A 15,271-nucleotide genomic window follows, 5' to 3' on the forward strand; every position below is an offset into this window, starting at 1 on the left:
CTTATGCGTCCTTCCGGTTCCACCAGGATTCGACGGCGCGATCCAGCGTCGCCCGCAGGACCTCGTCGCCGATCAGGTCAACGGCGTCATGCAAAAACGCCTTGACCAGCATGGCCCTGGCCTCGTGCTCGGCCACGCCGCGGCTACGCAGGTAGAACAGCTGGTCCGGGTCCAGCGCGCCCACCGTCGCGCCGTGGCTGCACCGCACGTCGTCGGCATAGATCTCCAGTTCCGGCTTGGCGTCGATCTCGGCCGCGTCGGACAGCAGCAGCGCCTGGTTCATCTGGTAGCCGTCGGTCTTCTGCGCCACGCGCTCGACCAGGATCTTGCCCTGGAACACCCCGCGCGCATGGCCCGACAGCACGTTCTTCACCGTCTGCCGCGAATTGCAGTCCGGCGCGGCATGGGTGATGACGCTGGTCAGGTCGGCATGCTGCCGGTCGTCCAGAAGCTGCGCCCCGTTCACATGGACGACGGCCCCCGGCGCGGCCAGCCGGACATGGACCTCGTGCCGCGCCAGGGCTGCGCCCAGGGTCAGGGTAAAGCTGTCATACAGGCCACCCGCGCCGATTTCGGCATGGACGACCGCCAGATGCTGCGCGGCGGGGGCCTCGGCCTGCATCTTGGCATGCCCCAGGCGCGCGCCGTCGCCGACTGCGATGTCGAAGACCGGGTTGTTCAGGTACGCCCCCCGCCCGACCGACAGATCGAGGACCGACAGCGCGGCCCCCTGCCCCAGTTCGATCCGGTGGCGCGGATGAAACGAGATCGGCGTCCCCTCGGCCACCCCGATCGACAGCAGCAGCAGCCGCCCGGCATCGGCCCCCGGCGCGACACGCAGCACCAGACCGTCCTCGGCCAGGATGGCGTTCAGGGCGCTGGCCACGTCGCCATCCGCATCCGCATCGCTCGCCTGGAAACGGCCCACCGACACCCCGTCCGGCAGGGACGACAGCGACGGATCGAACCGCCCGTTGACGAACACCGCCCGCCGCATGTCCGGGTCCAGCCCGACGACCTGCCCGGCCTCGGCCAGGACCGCACGGACCGCCGCGTCGTCGGGCGTCGCCGGCGCCGTGGCGAAGGGAACGTCGCCCAGCGCGCGCAGCGAGGTGTATTTCCACGCCTCGACCCCGCTGCGCGGCAACCCCGTCCGGCGCAGCATGTCCGCCGCCCGGTCGCGCGACGGATTGGTTCCGGCCCGCGCGGCATAGCGGTCCAGGAACGCGGCGGCGCTGACGCCGGCGGGGGCGAGCGCGTTCACGCGGCCTCCGCCAGGAAGCGGGCATATCCCTGCGCTTCCAGTTGCCTGGCCAGTTCCGGGCCGCCGCTATGGATGATCCGCCCGCGCGCCATGACGTGGATGCGGTCGGGAACGATATAATCCAGCAGGCGCTGATGGTGGGTGATGACCAGCGCCGAGAAATCGGGCGAGCGCAGGGAATTCACGCCCTCGGCCACGATACGCAGGGCGTCGATGTCCAGCCCGCTGTCCGTCTCGTCCAGGATCGCGAAGGACGGGGCCAGCATACGCATCTGCAGCACCTCGTTGCGCTTCTTCTCGCCCCCCGAGAACCCGACATTGACGTTGCGCTTGAGCATGTCGTCGGACATCGACAGGTGCTTCGTCTCCTGCCGCACGGCCTTGAGGAACGCCACCGCGTCCAGCTCGTCCTGCCCGCGCGCGCGGCGCACCGCGTTGACCGCCGTACGCAGGAAGTTCGCATTGTTCACGCCCGGCAGTTCGACCGGCGCCTGGAACGCCAGGAACAGGCCCAGCGCCGCGCGCTCCTCGGGTTCCAGCGCCAGCAGGTCCTGGCCCTTGAAGGTCGCGCTGCCGCCCGTCACCTCGTAATCCTCGCGCCCGGCCAGCACGTAGGACAAGGTGGACTTGCCCGATCCGTTCGGCCCCATGATCGCATGGACCTCGCCCGCCGGGATCTCCAGATCGACGCCGCGCAGGATCTCCTTGTCGATCCCGCCATCCGAGATTTTGGCGCAGAGGCCGGAGATTTTTACAAACTCGTTGCTCACGTCACTCATTCTCCGTTCAGCCGACGCTGCCTTCAAGGCTGATCTGCAGCAGTTTCTGGGCCTCGACCGCGAATTCCATCGGCAGTTCCTTCAGCACGTCCTTGCAGAACCCGTTGACGATCAGCCCCACCGCGTCCTCTTCGGACAGGCCGCGCTGGCGGCAATAGAACAGCTGGTCTTCCGAGATCTTGGACGTCGTCGCCTCATGCTCCACCTTCGCGGTCATGTTGCGGCTTTCGATATAGGGCACCGTGTGCGCGCCGCAGCGATCGCCGATCAGCAGGCTGTCGCACTGGGTGAAATTCCGCGCCCCCGACGCCTTGGGCATCATCCGCACCAGCCCGCGATAGGTGCTGTCCGACTGGCCGGCGCTGATGGTCTTGGCGATGATCGTCGAGCGGGTATTGCGCCCCAGATGGATCATCTTGGTGCCGGTATCGGCCTGCTGGTGGTTGTTGGTCACCGCGACGGAATAGAATTCGCCCACCGCGCCGTCGCCCTGCAGGATGCACGACGGGTATTTCCAGGTGATCGCCGACCCGGTTTCCACCTGCGTCCACGAAATCTTGGACCGCGCGCCACGGCAGGCGCCGCGCTTGGTCACGAAATTATAGATGCCCCCCCGGCCGTTCTCGTCGCCCGGATACCAGTTCTGGACCGTCGAATATTTGATCGACGCATCGTCCATCGCCACCAGTTCCACCACCGCCGCGTGCAGCTGGTTCTCGTCGCGCATCGGCGCCGTGCAGCCTTCCAGATACGAGACCGAGGCCCCGTCCTCGACCACGATCAGCGTGCGCTCGAACTGGCCGGTGTTGCGGGCATTGATGCGGAAATAGGTCGACAGCTCCATCGGGCAGCGCACGCCGCGCGGCACGTAGACGAACGATCCATCGGTGAAGACGGCGGAATTCAGCGCGGCATAGAAATTGTCGGACACCGGCACCACGCTGCCCAGATAGCGGCGCACCAAGTCGGGATGGTCGCGCACCGCCTCGGAAATCGGGCAGAAGATCACCCCGGCCTTGGCCAGCGTCTCGCGGAAGGTGGTGACGACCGACACGCTGTCGAACACAGCATCGACGGCGACGGGGGGGCGCGCCTCCTCGCCCTCGGGCACCTCGACGCCGGCCAGCATCGCCTGTTCGTGCAGGGGGATGCCCAGCTTTTCATAGGTACGCAGCAGTTCCGGATCGACCTCCTCCAGCGATTTCGGCCCGGCCTTCTTCTTCGGCGCGGCATAATAATGCGCGTCCTGGAAGTCGATCGGCGGATGGCGGACCTTCGCCCAGCCCGGCTCGGTCATCGCCTGCCAGGCCTGGAACGCCTTCAGCCGCCAGTCCAGCAGCCATTCGGGCTCTTCCTTCCGCCGGGAAATCAGGCGAATCGTGTCCTCGTTCAACCCCTTGGGCGCGAGGTCCATCTCGATATCGGTCTCGAAACCCCATTTGTAGGTGGATTGGCCGAGGCTTTCGACCGCGTCCCGGGTTTCGGTAATCGCTGGCATATCTTCCTGCTCCCTCAGACCGCGGCGGCGGAACCGGCGACGGACGTTTCGTGACCCCCGTTTGTGTCATGGCCCCTGGCATCGGCGGCCCCCACATCACGATCGTGGCATTCCCCCGCCCCCGGCTGCTGCCGGCCATGGCTTTGCATGTCCGCGAGCGTGATCGCGGACAAGGCCCCCCGGATGGCGTCATTGACCGCATCCCACTGCCCGCACACGCCGCACAGCACGCGCGCGTCGCACCCGCCGCCATCGACGCAGGCCGTCAGCGAAATCGGGCCGTCCACGGCGGTGATGACCCGCGCCACGGAAATATCGTTCAATGGCCGGGCCAGCCGATACCCCCCGCGCGCGCCGCGCAGCGATACCACCAGGTCATGGGACGCCAGGATCTTCAGCACCTTGGCGACGGTGGGCTCGGGGATGCCCGTAACCTGCGACAGGGACGGCGACGTCATCACGTCGTCCTGCTGCCCCAGGCGCATCAGGGCCACGACGGCGTAATCGGTCAGCTTCGACAGTTTCAGCATCCGTCCCCCACCCTCTGGCCGGCCTCGCGGCCATAGCGGACCAAATCAGTACTGATTTACCATCAGATGAGACGATGCACCGCCACCGTCAAGTGCAATCGGCACAATCCTGCCTGCCGCATCCAGCCCCTTACCCGGCTCCGGCGCCGAACATCAGCCGCAGCACCAGCGACAGCATCGCCCCGGCAAGGAAGCCGACCAGCGTGCCGTTCAGCCGCACGAACTGCAGATCCTTGCCCACCCGCAGTTCCAGCCGCGACGCCAACTGGTCGGCATCCCACCCCGCGACGACCGAGGCGATGAAGCGCGACAGCCGGTCGCAGACGAAGGGCAGGCCACGCACGATCATGCCACGCACGCTCGACATCACCCGCTGGCGCAGCGCCTGGTCCTCGCGCATCTGTTCGGCCAGGTGCCGCAGCGCATCCCGCACGATCGACGCCGACCAGCCGTCGGGCTGGGCCATGTCGGCCTCGATCATCAGGCGCATCCGCCGCCAGACATCGCCGCTCCAGCCCCGGATGCTGTCATGGCTCATCACCCCCATGATCGCGCCGGTGATCTCGGCCCGCCGCTCGGGATCCGTCTCGATCCGGTCGATCTCGGCGCGGACCCAGGTCGTGAAGCCTTCGCGCAACTCGGAATTCTGGGGATCGACGCGGTCCAGCTCGTGATTCACCGAAATCAGAACCTTGGTCGCGATCGACCCGCCAATGGCCCAGCCCAGGATCCGCCCCCCCTGTTCGCGCACCCGGTCCTCGATGATCGCGCGCAGGGCCGCCTCCTTGGCCTTCAGCCCGTCCTTCAGGCGCGCCAGCAGGAAGGACAGGACCTCCTGGTGGCGGTCGCCCTCCACCAGCGCGCGCAGGGTCCGCGCGACCACCGGCGCCACGTCCTCGCCCCCCAGGACCACCGGCAGGATCCGGCCCATGGCCGACCCGGCGCGCCCGTCCTCCAGCCGGTCCATGACCGGCGGCGCGGCCTGGGCCAGCGCGCGGCTGACGGTCTCGGCCGTCGCGGGGTCGGCCAGCACCCCGGCCAGCATGCCGGGCAGGTCGATCCGGTCCAGGGCCGCGTTGACGTCGGCCTCGGTAAAGACATGGGTCGCCACGAAGCGGCCCAGGGCCTCGCCCAGCCGCGCCTTCTGCGCGGGCAGGATCGCGGTATGGGGAATCGGCAGGCCCATCGGCCGGCGGAACAGGGCCGTGACGGCGAACCAGTCCGCCAGGCCGCCCACCACCCCGGCCTTGGCGCCGGCCCGCAGGATGTCCAGCCACGGACTATCCGCCACCAGGCCCACGGCCGGCGCGCCGTAGCCTGCGATCGTCAGGACACCCATCCCGGCCAGCAGGCCGGTCGCCGCGCGGCGATAGCGTCGCAATACAAGCCACGCGGCCCTGTCCGCTTCGGGAATCGTGTTCATCCCCCCGTCGATACCACCCCGCGCGCGGGGACCCAAGGCTTCATGCCCGCCCACCGCCCCGCCGCACCGCGCATCCAGACGCGTCGCCACAAGGGCATGGGCCCAAATTCACTGTGATGTCGGATGGCAGACATTGCGATGTGAACGCGAACATGGAACTTTGCCGCGCAGGTACGGATTGGACGATTGGGACTGCGCGATGACCGAAACCACTTCCCACGACGCAGCGGAGATGCTGCTCGACCTCGCACGGCAGGCCGTCGCGGACGGGCATGACTCCTCGTCGGGCAATCCGGTCATTACGCTGGCCCGCCGGATCGGCCGGCGGATCACGTCCGGCGACCTGTCGACCGAAACCCTGGAAGATGTCGTCCGGCACCTGCGCGACGAGGCATTCCGCGCGCGCGCCCACCGGCTGCATGCCTATGTGGATGGCACCGACGACGCCATCGTCGCCGAACGCATGCGCGCCGTCGCGCGGACCGTCGCGGACGATCCCGCCCCGGACGGCACGGCCGCCAGCTTCGGCCATTTCCGCAGGACGCTGGAGCGCAGCCGCTTCGCCGCCGTGTTCACCGCGCATCCGACCTTCGCGCTGGCCAACCCGGTCTACGAACGGCTGGCCGCCATGGCCTCGAACGACACGGGCCAGGACGCCGCATTCCCGGTCCTGGCGACGCATCGCCGGGCCGCGCCGCCGACCCTGGACGAGGAATTTGCCCTGGCCACGGCGGCAATCCTGCGCGGGCGCAACGCGCTGGACCGCCTGACCCGCATCCTGCTGGACGAGGCCCAGGCGCGCTGGCCGCGCGAATGGTCGGTGCTCAGCCCCCGCCCGGTGATCCTGACCAGTTGGGTCGGCTACGACACCGACGGGCGGACGGATATCGGCTGGTGGGACACCATCCGCCTGCGCCTACGCATGAAGCACCTGCAACTGACGCGACTCCAGGACCAGGTCGCGCCGCTGCGCCCGATCGCCGACGGGCTGCATGAACGCATCGCCTGCGCGCTGGGCGCCGTCAGCGCGCAGATCGACGCCTGCCCGACCGGGCCGGACCCCGAAGCGGTCGCCGCCTTCGCCGCCGTGCTGATCGGCCGGCGGGACGAGGCGATTTCCCGCGCCAGCGACCTGGCGTCGTCGTTCCAGGAAGCCATCGACACCGCCGCCCCCGAACACCGCATGGCCCTGGCCGTCGCCCGCGCGGGCTTCATGGCGCACGGCATGGCGGCCGCGCATACCCATGTCCGCCTCAATTCGACGCAGATCCACAATGTCGCGCGGCAGCGGCTGGGCATCGAGGACAGTCCGGAAATGCCGTCGCAGCGCCGCGGCCTGCTGACCCGCATCAATGAGGCGCTGGACCGGGTCGAGCCGGTCGAGGTCGATTTTGGTTCGCTGCTGGCCGAACAGGCCACGGCCGCGCGCCTGATGATGACGGTGCGGCAGATCGTCCGGCACATCGACCGCGAAAGCCCCATCCGCTTCCTGATCGCCGAGACCGAGAGCGGCTATACCCTGCTGACCGCCCTGTGGCTGGCCAAGACCTTCGGAATCGACGAACAGATCGAGATCTCGCCGCTGTTCGAGACGCAGGAGGCCCTGGAAAACGGCGCGCATATCATCGAGGAGGCGCTGCATTCCCCCCATTGGCGCGACTATCTGCGCCGGACCGGCAAGCTGAGCCTGCAATTCGGCTATTCCGATTCCGGCCGTTATGTCGGGCAGCTGGCCGCGACCTACCTGATCGAGCGGCTGCGGCTGAAGATCTGCGACCTGCTGCGCCGCTGGGACCTGACGGATATCGAAGTCATCCTGTTCGACACCCACGGGGAAAGCATCGGGCGCGGCGCGCATCCCTTCCGCCTGGCCGACCGGTTCGACTATCTGTCGCCCCTGCATGCGCGCGCGGTGTTCGCCGGCGCCGGCCTGCGAATCCGCGAGGAAGCGGCCTTCCAGGGTGGGGACGGCTATCTGCTGTTCGGCACCCAGGCGCTGGCCGACGCCACCGTCAGCATCATCGCGTCGCATATCTTCGCGCCGACGCCGCTGGACCGCGACCCGGTCTATGACGAACCCGATTTCTCGGCCGATTTCTTCTCGACCATCGGCGCCGGCATGGCGGGGCTGGTCGAGGACCCGGGCTATGCCGCCCTGCTGGGCGCCTTCGGTCCGTCGCTGATCGACAAGACCGGATCCCGCCCCTCGGCCCGCCAGAGCGACGCGGCGGCGGCCACCACGCGGATCAGCCATCCCAGCCAGCTGCGCGCCATTCCCAACAACGCGATCCTGCAACAGCTGGGCTGGTGCGCGAACACCATCCAGGGCCTGGGCTCGGCCGCGGCGCGCCACCCCGAAACGTTCGAGGAATTCCTGACCAAAAGCCCGCGCTTCCGCCGCGCGCTCGATTTCGCGTCCCATGCGCTGGCGCATTCCGACGATACGGTCCTGCGCGCGGTGATCTACATGCTCGACCCCGACATGTGGCTGGCCCGCGCGACGGCCGAAGCCGATCCGGCGCGGCGCGACGCCTTCCTGGCGCTGATGAACGGGCTGGAGCGCCTGAATTTCTGGGCCAGCACGCAGGCGATGTTCCGCCGCATCCAGTCGGACCACCTGGCGCTACGCAAGGCGTGGCAGCATGCGCCGGGCATGCAGCCCGAGGAAATGCTGCTGCATGCCATCCGGATCGCGACGATCGAGCAGATCTGGCTGCTGTCGACCCGCATCCCCTATTTCGCGCCGCGCAACGCCTTCACCCGCGACGTGCTGACGGTCCGCGTCCTGTGCCTGGAAATTCCCGCCGCCCTGCGGGAACTGGAACATATCTTCCCCTACGCCACCGGCAGCGGGCTGGACCTCGATTTCCACGAAGCCCACGGCCCGCGCAACGACAGCGCCTACGTGCGCGAACACACCGAAATCTTCGATCCGATGCTGCGGCTGTTCAACCTGGTGCGGGAAACCGGCATGGCGGTGATGCACCATGTCGGGGCGTTCGGCTGACGGGCGGGCGGCCCCGCCCCGACTGGCGGGTCAGCGAACCGCCCCCGCCGGTCGGCCCGCCGCTGGCGGCGGCGGCCGGCATCCGGCGGATCGTCGCGCCCAATCCCGGCCCGATGACCGGCCACGGCACCAACAGCTGGCTGGTCGAACATGCCGCCGGCACGGCGGTCATCGACCCCGGACCGGACGATGCCGCCCATCTGCGCGCCATCGTGGCGGCGGCGCGCGGGCCGGTCACCCACATCCTGCTGACCCATACCCACCGCGACCATCTGGACGGCGCCCGCCCCCTGGCCGGCATGACCGGCGCACCGGTCTGCGCCTATCGTCACAGCGCCTGTGCGACGTTCACCCCCGACATCGCGCTGGATGATGGCGCCCCGGTCGCGACCCTGACCGCACTGCACACGCCGGGACACGCCGCCGACCATCTGTGCTTCGCCACCGGGGACGGAGTCCTGTTCACCGGCGACCACATCATGGGCTGGTCGACGACGATGGTCCCGCCGGCTCCGCACGGGTCGGTCCGCCTGTTCCTGGACAGCCTGAACAAGGTGCTGGACCGCGACGCGCGCCTGCTGCTGCCCGCGCACGGCGCGCCCATCGCCAGCCCCGCCCCCTGCATCCGGGGCCTGATCGCCCATCGCCTGGCGCGCGAGGACAGCATCCTGGCGGCCCTGCCGGAGGAACCCGCCACGCTGGATGACATCATGCGCTGCGTCTATCGCGCGATCCGTCCCGCGCTGCATCGGGCGGCGAAGCTGAACCTGCTCGCCCATCTGGAAAAATTGCGCGACGACGGCCGCGTCGTTCACCATCATGAGACCTGGCGCGCCATCCGCGGCAAAACGGCCGCCTGAGCCGGCCCGCCTCACGCCCTGCCCCCACCCGGAGAGACCATGTTGAAGAAACGCCTGCCGTTGCTGCTGTCCGCCTCTGTCCTGAGCATGGGGGTGGGCGCTCCGGCGCTGGCCGACGACCATGCCGACGCCGCCCGCACCGCCCATTCCGCCACGCGGCCGGCGCCGCAACCCATCGAACGGACCAGCAGCGGCACGGTGACCATCGGCGGCAGGACCATCGCCTACCAGGCCGTCGCCGGGACATTGCTGATCCACCCCCGAATCTGGGACGATTCGGAGGAGACGATCCATGAGGAAACCCCCGGCAGCGACGCCCACGCCATCGACGGCAATGCCGACGCCACGGCGTCGATGTTCTATGTCGCCTATTTCCGCAAGGATGCCCGGCCCGAGAACCGGCCGATCACCTTCGTCTACAACGGCGGCCCCGGTTCCTCGACCGTCTGGCTGCATATGGGCGCCTTCGGTCCGCGCCGGGTGGTGACGAACGACGACACCCACACCCCCGCCGGCCCCTATCGCCTGATCGACAATCCCCAGAGCCTGCTGGACGTCACCGACCTGGTGTTCATCGACGCGCCGGGCACCGGATTCGGCCGGATCAACGGCAAGGACAAGGAAAAGCTGTTCTGGGGCGTCGATGCCGACGGACAGGCCTTCACCCGTTTCATCAGCGGCTTCCTGGCGAAGTACGGCCGCTTCAACTCGCCCAAATATCTGTTCGGCGAAAGCTACGGCACCCTGCGCTCCGCCGTTATCGTCAACGACCTGCAAAACCGGGAGAACATCGATTTCAACGGCGTGATCCTGCTGTCGCAGATCCTCAGCTACGACAACAGCGTCGATGAGCCCGCGCTGAACCCCGGCATGGACGAACCGTTCGTGCTGGCGCTGCCGACCTATGCCGCCACGGCCTGGTACCATCACAAGCTGCCGCAACAGCCCGCCGAGCTGAAACCGTTCCTGGCCGAAGTCGAGCATTTCGCCAGCACCGACTACCTCGTCGCCCTTCAGCAGGGGGCGGCCCTGCCGGCGGCGGAGCGTGAGCGCATCGTCGGCCGCCTGCACGATTATACCGGCCTGCCGGCCAATTATATCCGCCGGGCCAACCTGCGGATCGACGGCGGCGAGTTCTCGAAAACGCTGCAGGCGGACAGCGACGTCACCACCGGGCGCCTCGATACCCGTTTCTCAGGCCCGTCGCTCGACCCGCTGAGCCAGGAGGCCGGATACGACCCCCAATCGACCTCGATCAGTTCGGCCTACGTGTCGCTGTTCAACGACTATACGCGCAAGACCCTGGGCTACGGCGACGGGCTGACCTACCGGGCCGAAATCGACATTCCGCACTGGGATTTCCACCACGCCCCCGACGGACCCGATTCCACCCCGTCCGACGGACAGGCAAACGTCATGCCCGACCTGGCGCAGGCGATGAAGACCAATCCGACGCTGAAAATCATGCTGAACGCCGGATATTTCGACCTGGCGACCCCGTACTACGAAGGCATCTACGAGATGCAGCACCTGCCGATTCCAGCACGCCTGCAAGGGAATATCGAATTTCAGCAATATCAGTCCGGCCACATGGTCTACGCCAACATCCCGTCCCTGACCCAGTTGCACGACAATATCGCGGACTTCATCCGCCGTACCGACAACCAGGCCGATCCGGCTACGCCGTAGGCCCCCGGTCAGGCGCGGCCGCGAAGACCCTCAGAGCCATCCCGACGCCGGCGACCAGCATCAGGGCGCCGGCCACTTCCGACCAGGATGGAAGCTGGCGTGCATATGTCGCGCTGTAGATCAGCGCGAAGATCGTTTCGAAGACGATGAGTTGCCCGGCCACCGAAACCGGCAACGCGCGGGCCGCGATGGACCATGTCCAGGTCGCCACCCATGACGACAGCACCCCCAGCACCAGCCCCGCACTCACCGGCCGCAGCCAGGCCCCATGGGCCAATCCGATCGCCGGCACGGCCGACCAGTGCGCCAGCCAGCCGACCACCAGCAGCGGGAGCAGCGCGATCATCGTGCCGATCCCCGTCAGGGCCGTCCAGGTCACCGGGGAGAGGCCCGGACGCGCGGCCAGTTCGGCGGCATTTCGCATGCCGTACCACGACCACAGCACCAGCGCGCCCACCGCCAGCAGCAGGCCCCACAACGGCCCATGACCCCCGCCATCCGCACGGGCCTGCAAAAGGGCGACGCCGTTCACCAACGCCAGGCCGAACAGGATGACCATCAACGCCGGCATCAGCCGCCTGAGCGGCAAGCCGCTCGTCCGGTGGCCCAGCACGGACATCAGCACCGGAAGGCACCCGATCACCAACGCCACCACCGGAGGCCCCGCAAGCGGAACGGCAAGCGAGAGCGCCAGATAATATCCGACATTGCCCGTAAAACCGAGCAGGACCAGAATCTGGTAGTCCGCCTTCGACAGGCGGCGCAGCGCCGCAAACCCCTCCGGCGCGACCAGCATGAGCGAGACGACGCCGAAGGTGACGTATCGGCACACCGTCAGATCGAAGGCCGAATAGGGGCCGCTGACCAGGGGCGCGATGAAGGTCAACGCCCACAACGCCCCGGTCGCCAGACCGGCCAGAAGCCCCACGGTCGCCGTCTGCGTGCCCATGCCGACGGTGACGGGCTTAACGGTACACCATGCCGCCATCGATCAGGATCGACTGCCCGGTCATGTAGTCGGAATCCGGCCCGGCCAGGTAGGCCACCAGCCCCGCCACGTCGTCGGCCGTCTCCGCTCGCCCCAAGGCGATCCCGTCGACATATTTCCGGTACGTCTCGCCCAGCTTCGCCCCGGTGATGTCCGAAAAGCGCCGGTCGATCTCGGTCCACATGTCCGTGCCCACCACGCCGGGACAATAGGCGTTCACGGTGATCTTGCGGCTGGCATATTCCTTCGCCGCCGCCTGGGTCAGCGCCCGCACCGCGAATTTCGTGGCGGAATAGACGCCCAGCAAGGCAAATCCCTCATGCCCGGCGATCGAGCATGCATTGATGATCTTGCCGCCGTGCCCGCGTGCGATGAACTTGGCCGCGGCCGCCTGGATGCCCCACAGCACGCCCTGGACATTGATGCGGAAGATGCGCTCGACCTCCTCGGGCGTCACGGAGGCGATCGCCTGCACCTGCGCGATCCCCGCGTTATTCACGATGACGTCGAAGCCGCCCAGTTCCTGTTCCGCATGGTCCACCGCCGCCTGCACCTGAGCCCGGTCGCCCACATCCGCGACAAAGGTCGCGACCTTGCCGCCCAGCGCCTCGATTTCCTGCGCGACGGCGGTCAGCGCATCATTCCTGATATCGACCAGCGCGAGGCGCGCGCCCTCCTTCGCCAGCCGCAGCGCGATGCCCCGGCCGATTCCCTGCCCTGCGCCGGTAACCAGCGCGACCTTCCCGTTCATGGACATGTCGTAAGTTCCCCCCGCCGATTATCCGCCCGACCACTTTTCCGGCCCGCGCACTCGGCTGTTCTTCTGGTGTTTCCGTGACTCATCCGGTCACGGTCATGCAGTTCAGCCATGCCCGGCCCCGCCGCTTCAACGGGCCTGGGCGCCCCCTCACCACGACGTGACGGACGCCGTCGGGATTGTCGCAATTCTGCACAAGGGCGCAACCCATACCGCAAAAAAAACCGGCCCACATGGGGCCGGTTTCCTTACCTGCGATCCGGTCGAAATCAGGCCGACTTGGCCATGATCTCCTCGGCGACATTGCGCGGCACCGGGTCGTAATGATGGAACTGCATCGTGAAGGACGCACGGCCCTTGGTGATCGAGCGCAGGTGCGAAATGTAGCCGAACATTTCCTTCAGCGGCACCAGCGCGCGCACCATGACGGTCGAACCCGAGCTCTCCTGGTTCTGGATCATGCCGCGACGACGGTTCAGATCGCCCACCACGTCGCCGACATGGTCGTTCGGCGTCGTCACCTCGACGTCCATGATCGGCTCCAGGATGACCGGGCCGGCCCGCTTCATGCCTTCACGGAAGCACGCCTTGGCGGCGATTTCGAACGCCAGCGCCGACGAGTCGACGTCATGGTACTTGCCGTCCAGCAGCGTGAACTTGAAGTCCACGGTCGGGAAGCCGGCCAGCACGCCCGTCGAGGACTGCATCCGGATGCCCTTTTCGACCGCCGGGATGTATTCCTTCGGCACGGTGCCGCCGACGACCTTGTTCTCGAACTGGATCTCCTGGTTCCGCTCCAGTGGCGCGAACTCGATCTTCACCTCGGCGAACTGGCCCGAACCACCCGACTGCTTCTTGTGGGTGTAGGTTTCCACATGCGGCTGGGTGATGGTCTCGCGATAGGCCACCTGCGGCGCACCGATATTCGCATCGACGCCGTATTCGCGGCGCAGACGGTCGATGATGATGTCCAGATGCAGTTCGCCCATGCCCGACAGGATGGTCTGGCCGGTTTCCTGGTCCGTCTTCAGACGCAGCGAGGGGTCCTCGCCCGCCAGCTTCTGCAGCGCCAGGGTCATCTTCTCGACCCCGTCCTTGGTCTTCGGCTCGACCGAGATGTCGATGACCGGGATCGGGAAGGTCATGCGCTCCAGCACCACCGGATCGGCAGGGTCGGCCAGCGTGTCGCCGGTCTGCGTGTCCTTCAGCCCCACGAAGGCGGCGATGTCGCCAGCGTGGACTTCCTTCACTTCCTGGCGCTTGTCGGCATGCATCTGGAAGATGCGGCCGATCCGCTCCTTGTGGCCCTTGGTCGTGTTCAGCACCGAATCGCCCGACCGCAGGATGCCGCGATAGACGCGCACGAAGGTCAGCGTGCCGTACTTGTCGTTGATGATCTTGAACGCCAGGCCCGCGAACTTGCCGTCCGGATCGACCGGGATGATCGGCAGCTTGTTCTCGTCGACCTCTTCGTCCTCGGGCGGCGCGATGCGGATGCCCTCGACGTCGTCCGGCGCCGGCAGGAAGTCGATGACCGCATCCAGCAGCGGCTGCACGCCCTTGTTCTTGAAGGCCGTGCCGCACAGGACCGGGCGGAACTCGCCGGAAATCGTGCCCTTCTTGATGCAGCGCTTCAGGGTCGCGACGTCGACGTCACCCTTCTCGAAATATTCTTCCATGGCCGCCTCGTCCACGGACAGGGCGGTGTCCAGCAGCTCCTGGCGGGCTTCCTTGGCCTTCTCCAGAAGGTCGGCCGGAATTTCCTCGTCATGGTACTTCGCGCCCAGCTCGCCGCCTTCCCAGACGATGGCCTTCATCTCGATCAGGTCGACGACGCCGATGAAGTTTTCCTCGGCGCCGATCGGCAGCTGCAGCGGGATCGCGACGATGTCCAGCTTCTCCTTCAGCGTGTCGAACGCGCGGTAGAAGTCGGCGCCGGTGCGGTCCAGCTTGTTGATGAAGATGATGCGCGGCACGTTGTAGCGGTCGGCCAGACGCCAGTTGGTCTCGGACTGCGGCTGCACGCCGGCGACGCCCTCGATGATGAAGACCGCGCCGTCAAGCACGCGCAGGCTGCGGTTCACCTCGATGTTGAAATCGATATGGCCCGGAGTGTCGATGATGTTGATGCGGTGACCGGCCCATTCGCAGGTGACGGCGGCCGAGGTGATCGTGATGCCGCGCTCACGCTCCTGGTCCATGTAGTCGGTCGTGGTGTTGCCCTCGTGGACCTCACCGATCTTGTGAGACACACCGGTGTAATACAGGATACGCTCGGTGGTCGTCGTCTTGCCGGCGTCGATATGCGCCGTGATGCCGATGTTGCGAATCAGCGAAAGACCGGACTTTTCGGACACGGGGGAACCTCCACAAAACAATTCAGGCGCGAACGGAACCCTTCCCCTCGCGCCTGCCGGGGCCGGAAGCTGCCCCCCACCCCAAGGATCGGGGTTCCGGAAGATGCAGGCCGGCAGAA

Annotated in this window: 11 protein-coding genes; 3 read left to right on the forward strand and 8 right to left on the reverse strand. The window is 67.4% G+C overall.

Translation table 11 applies throughout. From position 1 onward, the window contains the following. Position 1: 1 nt before the first annotated feature. The 5 genes from sufD to HLH21_RS08335 form a co-directional block, all read right to left on the reverse strand. Positions 2-1,264 (reverse strand): Fe-S cluster assembly protein SufD, encoded by a 1,263-nt coding sequence (gene sufD / locus HLH21_RS08315; RefSeq protein ID WP_182943187.1) that lies wholly within the window; start codon positions 1,262-1,264, stop codon positions 2-4. Further along, positions 1,261-2,034 (reverse strand): Fe-S cluster assembly ATPase SufC, encoded by a 774-nt coding sequence (sufC, locus tag HLH21_RS08320; protein ID WP_456305459.1) that lies wholly within the window; start codon positions 2,032-2,034, stop codon positions 1,261-1,263. Before sufC ends, sufD begins: the two co-directional genes overlap by 4 nt. Positions 2,035-2,050: 16 nt before the next feature. Beyond that, positions 2,051-3,541: a Fe-S cluster assembly protein SufB gene (gene sufB, locus HLH21_RS08325; RefSeq protein WP_182943191.1), complete on the reverse strand. Its 1,491-nt coding sequence runs from the start codon at positions 3,539-3,541 to the stop codon at positions 2,051-2,053. Positions 3,542-3,555: 14 nt separating this feature from the next. Then, positions 3,556-4,071, reverse strand: coding sequence for an SUF system Fe-S cluster assembly regulator (locus HLH21_RS08330; RefSeq protein ID WP_182943193.1), 516 nt, complete (start codon positions 4,069-4,071; stop codon positions 3,556-3,558). Positions 4,072-4,201: 130 nt separating this feature from the next. Then, positions 4,202-5,494, reverse strand: a complete 1,293-nt coding sequence (locus HLH21_RS08335; RefSeq protein WP_182943195.1) for a DUF445 domain-containing protein — start codon at positions 5,492-5,494, stop codon at positions 4,202-4,204. Between the two features lie 199 nt (positions 5,495-5,693). Here HLH21_RS08335 and HLH21_RS08340 point away from each other — a divergent pair, with 199 nt between their 5' ends. The 3 genes from HLH21_RS08340 to HLH21_RS08350 all read left to right on the forward strand — a co-directional run bounded on the left by HLH21_RS08340 (position 5,694) and on the right by HLH21_RS08350 (position 11,050). Further along, on the forward strand, positions 5,694-8,501 hold the full coding sequence (locus HLH21_RS08340; RefSeq protein WP_182943197.1) for a phosphoenolpyruvate carboxylase: 2,808 nt from the start codon (positions 5,694-5,696) through the stop codon (positions 8,499-8,501). A 113-nt stretch (positions 8,502-8,614) separates the two neighbouring features. Continuing rightward, positions 8,615-9,361, forward strand: a complete 747-nt coding sequence (locus HLH21_RS08345) for an MBL fold metallo-hydrolase (RefSeq protein WP_182943199.1) — start codon at positions 8,615-8,617, stop codon at positions 9,359-9,361. Positions 9,362-9,400: 39 nt separating this feature from the next. Then, entirely contained in the window at positions 9,401-11,050 is a 1,650-nt protein-coding gene (locus HLH21_RS08350; RefSeq protein ID WP_182943201.1) for a S10 family peptidase, read from the forward strand. Here HLH21_RS08350 and HLH21_RS08355 read toward each other — a convergent pair. The 3 genes from HLH21_RS08355 to fusA all read right to left on the reverse strand — a co-directional run bounded on the left by HLH21_RS08355 (position 11,040) and on the right by fusA (position 15,152). Then, a complete protein-coding gene (locus HLH21_RS08355) occupies positions 11,040-11,999 on the reverse strand; it encodes a DMT family transporter (protein WP_182943203.1) in 960 nt (319 codons plus the stop codon). The two genes, HLH21_RS08350 and HLH21_RS08355, sit on opposite strands and share 11 nt — an antisense overlap. 16 nt (positions 12,000-12,015) lie before the next feature. After that, positions 12,016-12,795: an acetoin reductase gene (locus HLH21_RS08360; protein WP_182943205.1), complete on the reverse strand. Its 780-nt coding sequence runs from the start codon at positions 12,793-12,795 to the stop codon at positions 12,016-12,018. A gap of 269 nt (positions 12,796-13,064) precedes the next feature. Continuing rightward, on the reverse strand, positions 13,065-15,152 hold the full coding sequence (gene fusA, locus HLH21_RS08365; protein WP_182943207.1) for an elongation factor G: 2,088 nt from the start codon (positions 15,150-15,152) through the stop codon (positions 13,065-13,067). Between the last annotated feature and the right edge of the window lie 119 nt (positions 15,153-15,271).

It is taken from the genome of Gluconacetobacter johannae (assembly GCF_014174305.1).
GTDB lineage: Bacteria > Pseudomonadota > Alphaproteobacteria > Acetobacterales > Acetobacteraceae > Gluconacetobacter > Gluconacetobacter johannae.